The sequence below is a fragment of the Mesorhizobium sp. WSM4810 genome, from assembly GCF_055811235.1.
In genome coordinates this window covers 54,485-68,273 of sequence record NZ_JBVVQV010000025.1, presented here as the reverse complement: position 1 = coordinate 68,273, position 13,789 = coordinate 54,485, and the positions used below count along the sequence as shown (strand labels likewise).

Genomic DNA, 13,789 nt, shown 5'->3' with positions numbered 1-13,789 from the left:
CGGGCTTGCGGCATAGCATGCAACAAACCTGCACTATACGACGATATTTTGCAGCTTTCATGAAAGATAAGCCGGTTTTTGGTGCGGGTGACGTCAGCTCGCCTGTTACTTTCGGGTCAAGCTTGCTGATGCCGAACGGACGCAAGCAAATGTGCTCCGGCATCCCTGGATGAGGCCGGCTGTCAACAAGGAACTCGCACCCATGAACAAGACATTCACCCCATCTTCTGATGCAGACCTCGCACCTTTTAACCGGCTCGAATCGGAGGTTCGCAGCTACGTGAGGGCATTTCCGGTTCTGTTTGACCGAGGTTTGAACACGACTCTCATCGCGGCGGACGGGCGAGAATACATTGACTTCTTCGGCGGTGCAGGCGCCCTCAACTACGGCCATAACAACCCTGCGTTCAAGCAGGCCCTTCTGGATTACATAGAGCGCGACGGCATCGTCCACAGCCTGGATCTCGCCACGAATGCGAAGAAGGCATTTATCGAAGCCTTCGAAAAGCATATCCTCCAGCCACGCGGCCTCGAGTACAAGCTGCAGTTTCCCGGACCGACCGGTACTAACGCAGTCGAGGCGGCTCTGAAGCTCGCGCGCCAGGCCACTGGGAGATCAAACGTTGCGGCTTTTACCAACGGCTTCCATGGCGTCAGCGCAGGAGCATTGGCCGCCACGGGCTACAAGGACTTCCGCACCGCGTCCGGCATCTCGCTCGCCAATGTCACGATGCTGCCCTACGACGGCTACCTTGGAGAGGGCATCGACACCCTGGATTACTTCGAAAAGCTTCTCGATGATCCGAATAGCGGCTTGGATAAGCCGGCAGCCGTCATCCTCGAGGCGGTGCAGGGCGAGGGCGGGATCAACATTGCAAGCACGCCGTGGCTTAGGCGGCTCCGGGAGCTCACGAAGCGCCACGACATCCTGCTCATCCTCGACGAGATCCAGGCTGGTGTTGGCCGCACGGGCAAATTCTTTGCCTTCGAATGGTCGGGCATCGTGCCGGATATCATCACGCTGTCCAAGTCGCTGTCGGCATATGGAACTCCGATGTCGCTCGTTCTTATCCGACCAGAGATCGATGTGTGGAAACCGGCCGCGCACACTGGCACCTTCAGGGGCAACAACCTTGCGTTTGTTACAGCAAAGGCAGCGTTCGATGTTTTCTGGTCGGACACCAAGTTCCAGGACGAGATCGCCCGGAAGTCTGCGGTACTGGAAGGCGAGTTGAAGACCATCGCCGAGGCCTTCCCAGCGCTCGGTCTCACCGTGAGAGGGCGCGGCCTCATGTTCGGCCTCGTTTGCGACAAGCATCGCACGTTTGCGTCGGCCGTCTCCAAAGAAGCTCTTTCCCGCGGACTGGTGATCGAAACGGCCGGCTCCTATGGTGAAGTTGTCAAGTTCATGACTGCGCTGACCATCACCGAAGATGACTTGGGCCGCGGCCTCGGCATTATCTGTGACAGCATTAGTGCCCTGGCAGCCAAGTTCAACTAACCGGAAGGGCGGCGGCCTCGGAAAATGCCTCTGCTCGGTCTCTACCCCTCTTCTCACTGACAGGTCGCCTTGGGGCGGCCTCTTCGACCATCCGGCGCCCGGTGGTTCTCAACGCGGACACATGAAGGATTAAACATGGCCCGGGACGAAGTACTCAAAAACTATATAGACGGTGAATGGCGCGATTCCTCCATAGGTGGGCGCATCGAGGTAGACAACCCAGCAACGGGCGAGACCATCGCGATCGTGGCAGAAGCGGGACGCGAGGATGTCGAACTCGCCGTTGAAGCCGCTCAACGCGTCTTCGAGGAGCGCGTACTGATCGACATGCACCCCTATGACCGAGGTCGCATGCTCTTCCGCATAGCGGATGCACTGGAGGCGCGTGGCTCCGAACTTGCGACGATGCTTTGCGACGACACCGGAAAAGCATTGAACGTTGCAGAGTCCGAGGTTCAGACCACCGTACGCTATCTGCGGTACTACGGAGGCCTCGCCGACAAGCACGAGGGACGATCGATACCTCGTGGGGCAAATCTGGTCGACTACACGATCCGAAGCCCATTCGGCGTTTCCGGTCAGATCGTCCCCTGGAATTTCCCCTTGGAACTCACCGCCCGTTCCCTTGCTTGTGCCCTCGCCACCGGCAACTCCGTGGTCGTTAAGTCGCCTGAGCTGGCGCCACTCTCCGGAATAGCGATGGCCGAGGCCTGCGAAGTGGCAGGCGTGCCTGCCGGCGCGGTTAATGTAATCACGGGATACGGCCATCTTGCAGGCCGAGCCCTTATCGACAATGCGAACATCCGCCATCTGGTCTTCACCGGCTCAATGGCAACCGGACAAAACGTATTGAGAGCAGCAGCCGAACGGATCGTCCCCTGTATCATGGAACTTGGCGGCAAATCTGCGGCGATTGTGCATGCGGACGCCAACCTCGATGAGGTCCTCGAATCCATCAGGATTGGGACTTTTATGAACGCCGGGCAAAACTGCAATGGCCTCACGCGGCTCCTGGTGGACCGCACCATCGCGGATGAATTGACCCAAAAGCTTAAAGCCTATGTAGAAGGGCTCTCACTGGGCTGCGGCCGAGACAACTGCGATATTACTCCGCTGATTTCGCAAAAGCAGCGGAGCAGCGTCGAACAGGCATGCCAAACGGCAACTGAGCAAGGAGCGCAGCTGGTTACCGGGGGCTCTACCGTGGTGGACCGCGACGGATATTTCATGGCGGCGACGGTTTTTGCTGACGTTCGAAGCAATAGTGCCCTCTTCCACAAAGAAACATTCGGACCGGTCCTGGCCGTTACCACCTTCGACAACGTCGAGGAGGCGGTCAACTTGTCGAACGGGACCGACCAGGGCCTGGCTGCAGGAGTCTTCACGCAGGACATTGACAAGGCGCTCTGGACCGCGGACCGCCTCTGGGCCGGCCACGTCTATGTGAACGGCTGGTTTGTAAGCGGCGTAGAGACGCCGTTCGGCGGTATTAACAAATCGGGTTACGGACGCGAGAAAGGCATGGAAGCGCTGGACGGCTACGTTCAGACGCGGAATGTAGGCATCAAAATATCCCCTCCCCGCCCTAGCTGACGGGCACTTTCTGTGGGATGTCGCTGCAGGGGCGGCATCCTACATCTGACCAAGCCTCTTAAGACTTGGGAACCGCACCGATGTCCCGGGCAATGGCTTAGTTAGCAAACAGCTACTATTTTTCGGCGAGCTGAGCCCCCCACAATCGCCCGACTCCGTCACTGCCACGGTACCCCGCAATCCTGCAGGCATGCCAGACAGTGGCTTGATTGGCGGTAATAACAGGCTTTTTAAGAATGCGCTCAAGCAACGTAATTGCCGACTGGGTCTGAAGAGCGGTACACGCGAGCACCACGGCTTCAGCGTCTGGAACATCGGTTTCCTTGGCCAAATGCATCACCGCAGCGGCGTCGACATCACCGATTTTTGCGCCCAATTCCAGGCTCCGGGTGCTCAAGGATACCAGCCCAGCTTCACTGAGATAGCGGACGAATTCCTCGGTGACCTCAGCGCGATAAGGCGCTCCGAGCGCAATCTTCGTTATGCCGAGAGCCTCACACGCAGCCACGATGGCGCTAGATGTCGAAGTTGTCGGGGCCTTCGCACCATGCGAGATGCGCTCCAGCAGCGAGCGATCCCCCGCGTGCCCACCAATGAAGCTGACAGATGTGCAGGCGTAAGCCACCGCGGCCGGCGAAATCGGACGCAGTGCCTCTGCTGCTTGCTCAAGATCGGGTTCATTGATTTGCGAGCGGTACATTTCCACGCTGACCGGCCCCTCTGGAAATCGCACCCTGGTCACATGGACCGTCGCGATCGAGGGCGCGAATTGCCAGAACTCTCGATCTAGCGCCCCGTCGGATGGATATATGATTCCAATGCGCAAACTGTTCATTACCGGCCTCCTAAGCCAAATACGAGTCGAGATGACCGGATGCGGCGGCTGCAGAGATAAGCCCACCACCCGAGCTCGATAAGATCGTGACTTGTAACTCTGGTGAGCTCGGCAAATCGTGTCTTTATCGTGCTTCCAGCACAGCACTGAGAAACTGCTTGGTCCGCTCATTCTGCGGGTCGCCAAACAGTTGGTCGGGAGTGCCCTGTTCGGCAATTTTGCCACCGTAGAAAAAGCACACCCGGTCGGAAAATTCTTTTGCGAACGCCATCTGGTGTGTGACCATCAACATCGTGAGATCATGCTCGGCGCCTAACTTGCGAATTACATTCAGCACCTCTCCGACCAGTTCCGGGTCCAATGCCGAGGTAACTTCATCAAACAGCATAACTTTGGGTCGCATTGCCAGCGCGCGGGCGATCGCAACCCGTTGTTTCTGGCCGCCAGACAATTGGATCGGGTAATGGTTCTTCTTGTCACCAAGCCCCACCATGTCAAGAAGTTCAGCGCCTCTGGCTTCAGCCTCCTGGCGGGAAAGCCCAAGAACCGAGACAGGCGCCTCTATGCAATTTTCCACAGCCGTCAAATGCGGAAAAAGATTGAAATGCTGGAAGACCATTCCGATTTTGGCGCGTACACGTCGAAGATGACGCTCACTGGCAGGAACAAGTTGGCCGTGCTTATCCATGTGCGTGAGCGGCTCGCCATCTACCCAGATCACCCCTCCATTGATTCGTTCCAGAGTCATGAGCATCCGCAGAACCGTCGTTTTCCCAGAACCCGACGGCCCAATGATAGACACTTTCTCATTGCGGGCCACGTGTAGGTTGAGACCGTCGAGCACGGTTAGCGCCCCGTACCGCTTAGTGACATTCTCGAAACGGACAATGGGCTGCTTCATCGCATCGCCAACGATGTTCTTATGCCGAACCAAGTCGTCCAGAACTTTACTGCTCGTCATCATTTTTGCCAGCCGGACATTGTGCTCAACCATATGGGCCTCTATTGCAGGTGGTAGCGTCGATTAAGCCAGATGCTCACCCCATGCACCAACGCTGAGGCAACGAGACTAAACACGAGGTAGAACGCGCCGGCCATCGTAATGGCTTCGATGTACCGGTAATTGTTGCTGCCGAAATTCTTTGCCTGTTGGAGCATTTCTAAGATCGCAATGGCAGCTAGGATCGGCGTATCCTTGAACATGCCGATAAAATAGTTTCCCAAGCCTGGTACAATTGGGGGAATCGCCTGAGGAAGGATGATCTTGCGCCATGTGCGGGTCCGAGAAAGATTCAGTGCAACGCTTGCCTCCCATTGTCCCCCTTCAACATTTTCTATACCGGCCCTGTAAACTTCCGAGCAGTACGCTGCATAATGGATGCCAAGCACGCCTATGCCAACACCCCATGCGGGGATCACGATCCCGAACTGGGGGCCGACGTAGTAAACAAAGAACACCTGTAAAAGCAGTGGTGTCGAGCGGATAAACTCCACCACCTCGGTCGTCGCGGTCGAAACAAGGCGATTGGATGACTGGCGGATCAGAGCTATCGCAAGACCGAGGATCAAAGCGACCCCGAACCCGATGAGCGTTGCCTGCACGGTAACGATGCCGCCCCGATAAAGGTAGGGGAAAGCATCCCATACATAGGACCAATCCCAGATTTTCATGGCGCTATAATCCGGACAAAACCTCGCGAGAAGTGCCGTTCCAGCCATCGAACGAAAGGCGTTATGAGCCCGCGGGCGACCAGGTAATATCCCAACAACGCGATGGCGAAGAAGAACAAGTAGTTTCCGGTCGCATCGGCAGCTCCTTTTGCAGAGCTGGTAAACTCGGTTATGGTGATGAAGAACACAAGCGACGTCCCCTTAAGCAATTCGATGAGGAGGGTGCCCCAGGCAGGAAGCATGGCACGGATTGCCTGCGGCATAATTATCCGGCGCATCATGGTGGCGTGCGAAAAATTCAGCGCTATGCTAGCCTCGTACTGCCCACGATCGACAGCCCGGATAGCTGCTCGGACCAATTCAGCCCCATAGCTGGACACGCAGGCCCCAATCCCGAATATCGCAACGGTCCAGGGTGAGAGCGCGACGCCAAAGATCGGAAGTACGAAAAACCACCAGTACAGTTGCACCAGCAGCGAGGTGCCGCGAAAGAACTCGATGTAGACAATGGCCGGCCAGCGCAAGCTGCGTCTAGGCGACACCCGGCAAAGGCCGACAATCAGTCCCATGATCACTGCCACTAGTGAAGCCGCCACGGTAACCACCACGGTTACCAGCAACCCGCGGGCCAGCGCTGAAATTGTGAAGTTCAGCGCGAATTCATTCATGTCGCGTCTCCGCCTGAGCCTCCCCGTGCAAGCCAGGGAGGCATACCAATCCTCGCGCTAGCGGTAACGCCGGCCTCAGCCCTTGCAAAGCTCTGCAGTAGACTTGCCGCCCTGGGGCAATTGCTTTTCGGTATATCCGTATTTCCTGACCGATTCCATCATTTCGGCTGACCCTGCATATGTTTTCAACGCGGCGTTGAAGGCGTCGACGGTGTCCTGCTGGCCAGGCAGGAAAGCGAGAGCCGGGTAACCGAGTGGGACCGGGTCCTTGAACGGATCCGCTAGCTCCACGCTTGTATCTTCTTCCGTGTACTTCCTCAGGGTGAAATAATCGCCACCGCCGGCAGCCGCGCGACCTGACTTCACGGCTTGCAAAACCTCAGGGGCGCCCGCAACCTCCATGAGCTTGTCATCGGAGATGCCTATGTCCTTGGCTATCTTTACAGCCAGCCACCCTGATGCCGTGGTAAACACCTTTCCCTTATCACGAACGTCCTCATATGAATGCAGATCATCAGGATTACCCTTTGCCACAAGCAGGCCGCTCCCAAACTTACCCAACGGTTCGGAGAAAAGGACATTTCGGCAGCGCTCGGGCAGGATAAACATGCCTCCTGTGATGATATCGAAGCGACCGGCCTGAAGTCCAGGCACAAGCGAGCCCCATTCCGTCGCGACAGGCTCAATCTTAACGGTCCCGAGCTTCTTCAAAAGGTCGATGGTCATGGCATTGATAAAGCCCAAAGGCTCACCGTTCTGGCCTGGATATGCCCACGGGATTTCGTTGGAAAAACCGATGCGGATTGTCTCACCGCTCTTGATCTTCTCTATCAGCGATTGCGCCGACGCGGGCTCCGCGAAAGGTGTGAAGGCCAGCGTGGCCAAGCAGAGGGCAGCCACCCTTTTCAGAATTGTGCGCCGCAGGAACCCAGTTGTTTTGCGCTGATTGGTCTGGCTTCTGATCATCTACCACTCCTATTGTTTGTTCGCTTGACCTTTGTAGGACTGGTGCGGCTCCGTACGACCAAGGCTACCACGAAGTTCCCATGTGATTTCAGCCGCGCTGTAACGCAACCGCTGGGCATCTATGTGCCGTCCCCAAACCTAGCAGGCTGTGGTGGATCATTTCCGCCGTTTCAGGGCGACAGGCGCATTGAATTTGCGTTTTCTCGCGCCCCGCTGCAGTTTTGGCCCGGCGTTGTCTCGATGCGAGGGATGAAGACGACCGAGCTGTCACCGCTCGAATGCGGAACAAAGTGCATGCCGACAGCCGGACAGCGCGCCTCTATGGCTGCCTCGCTGTTAATTACGCTCCGCTTTGAGGCTTGAGGCAGCAAGCCCCTCACTCTCGACGTCGCGGCGCATTCCCGTATTCCCAGGCCATTCAAGCGCCTTCGGGAGACCACGCATCTGAGCGCGCAGTCCATTTCTGCTGCCTGTCTACACAGTCCTTTGTAGACAGTCCAACAGTCGCAAGGCTCTGCCCGATATTGGCTAGCTTGAAATAAGCGTCACAAATCGCTGGCCCTTGGTCGATATCTTGCCTCTGACTCTCAGTGCGGCAATATCTGGCTGAGAAACAGCTTTGTTCTCTCCTGCTGGGGGTTTGTGAAGAAGTCCTGCGGAGCACCCTCCTCGACAATCGAGCCCCGATCCATGAAAATCACTCGATCCGCCACCGCTCGGGCAAAGCCCATCTCGTGGGTGACACATACCATCGTCATCCCGTCACGCGCCAAGCCACTCACTGTTTCAAGGACTTCAGAAACCATCTCGGGATCGAGCGAAGAAGTCGGCTCGTCAAAAAGCATAACTGAAGGCTTCATACAAAGGGACCGAGCGATCGCAACGCGTTGCTGCTGGCCGCCGGACAATTGAGCGGGGTATTTATCTGCCTGTTCAGGGATGCGCACTCGCTCGAGGAAACTTAAGGCAATCTTTCTTGCCTCAGCCTCGGGAACCCCCTTGATCCACATTGGCGCGGCCATGCAGTTCATGAGAACCGTCATATGTGGGAAGAGATTGAAATGTTGAAACACCATTCCAATGCTCTGGCGAACCTCGGCCAAGTTGCGCATCTTGCTGTGCAACCTAATACCATTTACGGCGATCTCGCCGCTCTGATGCGCCTCAAGGCGATTGAAGCAACGGATCAGCGTTGATTTGCCGGACCCGGACGGGCCACAAATCACGATCCGTTCGCCTTTTCTCACAGTCAGATTGACGTCCTTGAGGGCCTGAAACGTGCCGTACCACTTGCCCACGTCTCTCGCTAAGATGACGGCGTCGCTTGACACGGCATGTCTTTCGCTCGTTGGTCCACCGACACAACCAGTTACAGCCTGTGACACCCCGTCGCTCGCAGGACTTAAGTTGTATAAAGTCATCGCGCTCTTCGCCTCGTAAAATGCTGCTCGATCCGGCCTTGGATTACCTCCAGAAAGGCAGACATGATCCAGTAGATTACCGATGCCGCGACTAACAACTCCATTACATGGAATGTTGGCTGTCCCAGCGAGCGCGCAAGATAAGTCAACTCCCAGACACCAAGGACTGACACAAGCGAACTATCCTTCAGCATCGAGATGAACGTGTTGCCGATGGGGGGGACAATTATAGGCAGCGCTTGGGGCAAGATAATTCTGCGCAGTGTAAGCGCGAAACCGAAGCCCAAAGAGCGAGATGCCTCCCACTGGCCTCGGTCGATGCTGGCAATGCCAGAACGGAAGATTTCGGTCATGTAAGCACCGGTGCACAGCGAGAGCGCTAGTACGCCTGCAGGCACCGCGCTAATCACGTAACCAAGCTGTGGCAGCCCGATATACACAAGATAAACCTGCATAAGAAGGGGGAGGCCGCGAAAGAAAGAGGTGTAGAAGCTCGCAATGGCATAGGCGAACCCATTGTTGGAGAGCTTGGCGATCGCACCAACGAACGCAAAAAGTGACGCAAATAGGAGAGAAACTGCCGAGATATAGATCGTGGTCACTGCACCTTGAGTGATCAAGAACGGCAGATTCTGCCAGATAAAAGGCATGCTCAAGTTGAAGGAATAAAAGAACGCTAGAAATAATACCAACAACTCAGACCACACTGTGGCGATCTGCAACTTCAGCGGCGCAAACCCGATCATCACAAGGTTTATGCTGAAAACCAGGGCAATTACTAACGCAATAACAACGCGACCATACAAGCCAGTTGGCTCAGAGCCACCGAAAATCGGCCGGAAAAGCCCCCCAAAGGCGGTCCCCGTAAGGTCAATCGTGAGAAAAATGATAAGCAATAGCGCAAAAATGATGGATATGAACCAAGGCTTATGAACAATGACTTCCGATTCGACAGTATCCTGGTAGAGCATAAACACCTCCACAAGAACGCGGCCCCTGGAACTGGGGGCCGCGTTTGACACATCTCGTTACTTCGGGTTGGTGTAATCCGCTCCGTACCACTTGATTGACAGCTTCGATAGGGTACCGTCATCCTTCATGCCGGTAACGGCGGCGGCGATTTTCTCGCTAAGTTCCTTGTCACCTTTCTCGATGGAGACAGCACCCGGCGCGTTCCACAACGGCGGATTGAGCACCCTCAATGGGTAGCCGCTTTTTAATGCTGCATCGATTGTGGTTAATTCAGTAAGCACTGCATCGAGACGGACGCCGTCGCCAAGGCGAAGATCCTCAAGCGAAATTGAGTTGGCGCTCGGATAAGCCACGATCTCTCCAGGCGTAAACTGAAATTGTATAGGCTTTGCTCCCACCCAATCCGCCGTAAGAGTATGATGGGCGTACATATCCAAAGTAGTACCCGCGCGGGTACCGATTTTTTTGCCCTCCAAGTCGGACGTTTTCTCTGCCTTGCTGTCCTTATGAACAACGGCCACTTGTGTCTCGTATATGTACATGGCTGGCCAATCGAATCTTTTCGCCCGCTCAGTCAAAGGCGTCATCTGTCCCATGGCCATATCCCAACGACCCTGCCAATTTCCGGTCTCGATGATATCCCAACCAGGCGTAACGAATTTTGCCTCTATACCCAGACGTTTTGCGATCTCCTTGGCGACCTCCACGTCATATCCGTCTAGTTCCTGCTTCTCGTTCAAATGGGACATAACTCCCCAGTCTGTACCAACCGCGACGGTAAGTGCTTTCGAGGCAGTTATACGGTTGAGTACTTTGCCAGCATCTGCCGCTGTCGAAAATGCAGCCGCAAGTACCAGTGCCGAAGCGACAACAAAAGTGCCTTTCATTACATTTTTCATTGTTTGTTCCCTTTTTTTCCTTGTTAATTCTTGCATTACCGGAGGGATCCACACACCCCTCCGTAGGCGACGTGGCGTTGGCGAGCGTGCCATTCCCAAGCGGCGGCCAACATAAAATTTGTACACTGGAGAGCGCGCGCGGCTCGGCGAAAAATCCGCCTGTCACGCCTCTTTCCTGCGAGATTTCGCCTCAGACGCTGACTTCATGCGCCCAAGATGCTCTTTGCAACAAAAGCCACCAGAGGCCGCCGGCCAGCTGCTGGCGGTTTGAGGGACGGCTCCTCAAGAAGAATGTTCGGCCACTTGGTGGCGAGAGGAAATCGTCGGTACTTTGGCGGCCAGGCTGCCCGGGCCGAAGCGGAGCCCACTACAGTACTGGCGGCGAGGCCGCCAGTACTGGCAATTGTGACTCCTACAGGGACCTGTTAATATCCGAGGTCAAGGTCAATCGCCCAGCTCAAAGGCTTTCCATCCTGCAACTGTGAAAGGCTTTCAATACTGCGCTCGATCGCGAGGTCGAGTACATCTTGCGCATTAGAGGCTTGATCGCCGGTGCCGAGGACGTTTTGCATTTTGTGGAGGCCCGTACGGGATGGCACCGGGAAGTGATATGTGGGGGGAACACAATTGTTGTAGGTCCACCAAACATCCGAGCCGTAGCCAGACAATTTCCCCGACACAAGTGCATCGTACAGAGGCCCCTCCTGCGTAAGATTACCTCTGGCTATATTCAACAGGAATGCACCTTGCTTCATTGCAGCAACTTCGGCTTCTCCGAAAAACTGGTCGGTATCTTTTGTTATCGGAGTGCTAATCAGCACATAGTCGCATTTGCTAAGGACTGAGTGAAGCTCTTCAATGCCGAACACCTCGTCCGCTCCATTTGGGCCCTTGGCGGGGTGCCGTCTAACTCCCAGCACTCTCATGTTGAAAGCCTTGGCAAGCCTCGCGACGCGGCCCCCGATGCCGCCGACACCAATGATTCCCAGCGTGCGCCCATTCAGCATGAAAGATCGGGAGTCGGGCTCAAAGAGAGGAAAGGTGCGCGCCTCGATCACCGACTGATGCTTCATCGGCAATCTTTTTGCGAGCCCAAGTAGGATCGCCATAGCGTGTTCCGCCACCGCGACGCTGTTGCAGTCCCGGTTGTTGGTAACCTTCACGTTTATGGCTTTAAGCCGTGCAAGAGGCAGTTCATCGCAGCCTGCGTGCATCCACGCGATGAGCTTCAACTTATTTACCCTGTCTATCGCACCTTCCGGAAATACATACCCTGCGATCGCGTCCGCATCCTCAAGGTGCGGCTCGATGGACTTGAATGTACAATCGAAGCGCGACAGGGTTCTGTGCTCGGGCTGTGCGACAATTGTGGCGCCTGGCAGTCGTTGTTTGAACTTATCAATCTCCGATGACGTCGCCTGCCACGTTAGTAGTACTTTCATCACTTACCCCGTTTCTTAGGATCAAATTAATGGCAACGTGAGCTTGCATCCCTCACATTGAACCTTCCAGCCAATGTTGCGCGGGATTGTTCGGTGCCTGCGTAGGGAAATTAGCAGAGGCAATTGCTTTGATTATCTCAATCTTGGACCCATTACGCAGAGAAACGGCGAATTCTCGCTATTGGCGTGTGCAATCCGGCGATTTTTGACATAGAGTAGGATGGTTCTGAAGCAGGACGGGATGCACGGGGCGGCGCCGTCCAACGCGAGGCTCCGATAGGCTGTCGATTTGCCCCTCCACCAATCCGCGGTTTGCCGAACTGCAGCGGCAAGAAGTATTTGAAAGTTATGTCCTATCGCGTTCGGCTCTCTGCCGCCGGTCAAGAGACTTGACGAGAGTGAAGCACGTCAATGTCCTTCAATTGGCACCGCTATTGCCATCCCGGCAAAGTTTCTCGCGCGGACTGGGCTCACAACACTCGTTTGCCCGAAGCTATCTATTGCTGGCGCGGCCAGTGCCCCTTCTTCGTTCAAGCGGTTGCTGGTGTCGGCTGCAACAGGGCGGCCGAAAAATGTCGTCTGCGATTCAATCAGGCGGCTAGCGTGCTCTCGACGAGAGCTACCCAATACGAAGCCCCGAATAGGGCAGCTTCGTCATTGAAATCATAAGCTGGGTGGTGCAAAGCGGCACTGTCTCCATTGCCGCACCAAATAAAGGCTCCAGGTCTCGCCTGCGCCAAGTATGAAAAGTCCTCTCCACCAAGCTTGGGTGGAGTTTCGATCACCTGGTCTTTCCTAACGATCCGGACAGCGGCTTTCAACGCGTGCGACGTCGGGACGGTATGATTGAAGACAATGGCATCGCTGTTTTCGATGACAACGTCGATCCTTGCGCCAGTCGTCTGGGCAACGCCTTGCGAAACTTCCCGAACGCGTCTCTTCACGAATTCCCGCACCTCAGGATCCAGCGTCCGCATGCTGCCGCAGAGCCTTGCGGTATGCGCGATAACCCTCTGGGGCGTGCCAGCGATCAGTTCATGAAATGAAATCCCTGCGGCTTCAAAAGGGTTGACGTTCTGAGCGACAATCTGCTGCATCACCGTCACAAGCTGAGCGGCCACCAGAATCGCGTCCACAGTTTCGTGGGGCATTCCCGGATGACCGCCGCGGCCTTCAATCTTGATTTCGATGCTGTCCGTTGCCGCCATGACGGGACCGCTGCGGATGCCAAACGACCCCACCGGCATGCCCGGCAGGGTATGCATGCCAAAGACCTGTTCTATTCCGAAACGCTCCATCAGCCCATCATCGAGCATCGCCTGCGCCCCTGTGCCGATTTCCTCGGCCGGCTCAAAGATGAAAACCACCGTTCCGGCAAATGCCCGCGTTTCGGCAAGACAACGGGCCGCGCCTAAGAGCATGGCCGTGTGGCCGTCATGCCCGCATGCATGCATTAGACCTTCGCGCCGTGAGGCATATGGAAGGTTGGTTTCTTCTGGTATAGGCAAGGCATCCATATCGGCCCGCAACCCAATTACCTGTAGCTTGCCGTCTGTAGTGGGGTCCCGTCCCTTAAGGACACCGACGACGCCGGTCTTTCCTACGCCCGCGACGACCTCATCGCACCCAAACTCACGCAAGCGTCCTTCCACCAAGGCCGCCGTACGATGGACGTCGAATCCTAGCTCAGGATGAGCATGCAAATCGCGGCGCCAGGCTACAATTTGCGGATGCAGGTCAGCAACACGATTGAGGATCGGCACAGAACTTCTCTTTCTGACGATGGGGCTTAAACTCTACTGTATACTGCTCGGCGCGCTG

The 13,789-nt window shown here is 55.9% G+C and carries 12 protein-coding genes; 2 read left to right on the top strand and 10 right to left on the bottom strand.

The genetic code is table 11. The features are described 5' to 3' along the window. The first annotated feature begins 202 nt into the window (after positions 1 to 202). Together ectB and AC0L3O_RS27675 are read left to right on the top strand one after the other, a co-directional pair. On the top strand, positions 203 to 1,501 hold the full coding sequence (gene ectB, locus AC0L3O_RS27680) for a diaminobutyrate--2-oxoglutarate transaminase (protein ID WP_473617196.1): 1,299 nt from the start codon (positions 203 to 205) through the stop codon (positions 1,499 to 1,501). Between the two features lie 135 nt (positions 1,502 to 1,636). Then, a complete protein-coding gene (locus AC0L3O_RS27675) occupies positions 1,637 to 3,094 on the top strand; it encodes an aldehyde dehydrogenase family protein (RefSeq protein WP_473617194.1) in 1,458 nt (485 codons plus the stop codon). Positions 3,095 to 3,209: 115 nt separating this feature from the next. Here AC0L3O_RS27675 and AC0L3O_RS27670 read toward each other — a convergent pair whose 3' ends face one another. From AC0L3O_RS27670 to AC0L3O_RS27625, 10 genes are all read right to left on the bottom strand, one after another. Further along, a complete protein-coding gene (locus tag AC0L3O_RS27670; RefSeq protein ID WP_473617193.1) occupies positions 3,210 to 3,929 on the bottom strand; it encodes a maleate cis-trans isomerase family protein in 720 nt (239 codons plus the stop codon). A 124-nt stretch (positions 3,930 to 4,053) separates the two neighbouring features. Further along, positions 4,054 to 4,830 carry an ectoine/hydroxyectoine ABC transporter ATP-binding protein EhuA gene (ehuA, locus tag AC0L3O_RS27665; RefSeq protein ID WP_473617230.1) on the bottom strand — a complete coding sequence of 259 codons (777 nt, stop codon included), beginning with the start codon at positions 4,828 to 4,830 and terminating at the stop codon, positions 4,054 to 4,056. A 101-nt stretch (positions 4,831 to 4,931) separates the two neighbouring features. Beyond that, complete coding sequence (gene ehuD, locus AC0L3O_RS27660) at positions 4,932 to 5,600, bottom strand: ectoine/hydroxyectoine ABC transporter permease subunit EhuD (protein WP_473617191.1); 669 nt, start codon at positions 5,598 to 5,600, stop codon at positions 4,932 to 4,934. Further along, positions 5,597 to 6,268, bottom strand: a complete 672-nt coding sequence (gene ehuC, locus AC0L3O_RS27655; protein ID WP_473617190.1) for an ectoine/hydroxyectoine ABC transporter permease subunit EhuC — start codon at positions 6,266 to 6,268, stop codon at positions 5,597 to 5,599. The genes ehuD and ehuC overlap by 4 nt, the downstream gene beginning before the upstream one ends. Before the next feature lie 75 nt (positions 6,269 to 6,343). Further along, positions 6,344 to 7,234: an ectoine/hydroxyectoine ABC transporter substrate-binding protein EhuB gene (gene ehuB, locus AC0L3O_RS27650; protein WP_473617188.1), complete on the bottom strand. Its 891-nt coding sequence runs from the start codon at positions 7,232 to 7,234 to the stop codon at positions 6,344 to 6,346. Between the two features lie 587 nt (positions 7,235 to 7,821). Continuing rightward, positions 7,822 to 8,565, bottom strand: a complete 744-nt coding sequence (locus AC0L3O_RS27645; protein WP_473617187.1) for an amino acid ABC transporter ATP-binding protein — start codon at positions 8,563 to 8,565, stop codon at positions 7,822 to 7,824. Positions 8,566 to 8,651: 86 nt separating this feature from the next. Then, complete coding sequence (locus AC0L3O_RS27640) at positions 8,652 to 9,626, bottom strand: amino acid ABC transporter permease (RefSeq protein WP_473617186.1); 975 nt, start codon at positions 9,624 to 9,626, stop codon at positions 8,652 to 8,654. Between the two features lie 57 nt (positions 9,627 to 9,683). Then, complete coding sequence (locus AC0L3O_RS27635) at positions 9,684 to 10,526, bottom strand: transporter substrate-binding domain-containing protein (protein WP_473617184.1); 843 nt, start codon at positions 10,524 to 10,526, stop codon at positions 9,684 to 9,686. A 425-nt stretch (positions 10,527 to 10,951) separates the two neighbouring features. Continuing rightward, positions 10,952 to 11,968 carry an NAD(P)-dependent oxidoreductase gene (locus AC0L3O_RS27630; protein ID WP_473617183.1) on the bottom strand — a complete coding sequence of 339 codons (1,017 nt, stop codon included), beginning with the start codon at positions 11,966 to 11,968 and terminating at the stop codon, positions 10,952 to 10,954. 590 nt (positions 11,969 to 12,558) lie between these two features. Next, positions 12,559 to 13,731, bottom strand: a complete 1,173-nt coding sequence (locus AC0L3O_RS27625; RefSeq protein ID WP_473617181.1) for an amidohydrolase — start codon at positions 13,729 to 13,731, stop codon at positions 12,559 to 12,561. Positions 13,732 to 13,789 lie beyond the last annotated feature (58 nt).

Bases quoted from the DNA above. Each gene is read 5' to 3' on its own strand.
- ectB (WP_473617196.1), top strand. From the start codon at position 203: ATGAACAAGACATTCACCCCATCTTCTGATGCAGACCTCGCACCTTTT.
- AC0L3O_RS27675 (WP_473617194.1), top strand. From the start codon at position 1,637: ATGGCCCGGGACGAAGTACTCAAAAACTATATAGACGGTGAATGGCGC.
- AC0L3O_RS27670 (WP_473617193.1), bottom strand. From the start codon at position 3,929: ATGAACAGTTTGCGCATTGGAATCATATATCCATCCGACGGGGCGCTA.
- ehuA (WP_473617230.1), bottom strand. From the start codon at position 4,830: ATGAAGCAGCCCATTGTCCGTTTCGAGAATGTCACTAAGCGGTACGGG.
- ehuD (WP_473617191.1), bottom strand. From the start codon at position 5,600: ATGAAAATCTGGGATTGGTCCTATGTATGGGATGCTTTCCCCTACCTT.
- ehuC (WP_473617190.1), bottom strand. From the start codon at position 6,268: ATGAATGAATTCGCGCTGAACTTCACAATTTCAGCGCTGGCCCGCGGG.
- ehuB (WP_473617188.1), bottom strand. From the start codon at position 7,234: ATGATCAGAAGCCAGACCAATCAGCGCAAAACAACTGGGTTCCTGCGG.
- AC0L3O_RS27640 (WP_473617186.1), bottom strand. From the start codon at position 9,626: ATGCTCTACCAGGATACTGTCGAATCGGAAGTCATTGTTCATAAGCCT.
- AC0L3O_RS27635 (WP_473617184.1), bottom strand. From the start codon at position 10,526: ATGAAAAATGTAATGAAAGGCACTTTTGTTGTCGCTTCGGCACTGGTA.
- AC0L3O_RS27630 (WP_473617183.1), bottom strand. From the start codon at position 11,968: ATGAAAGTACTACTAACGTGGCAGGCGACGTCATCGGAGATTGATAAG.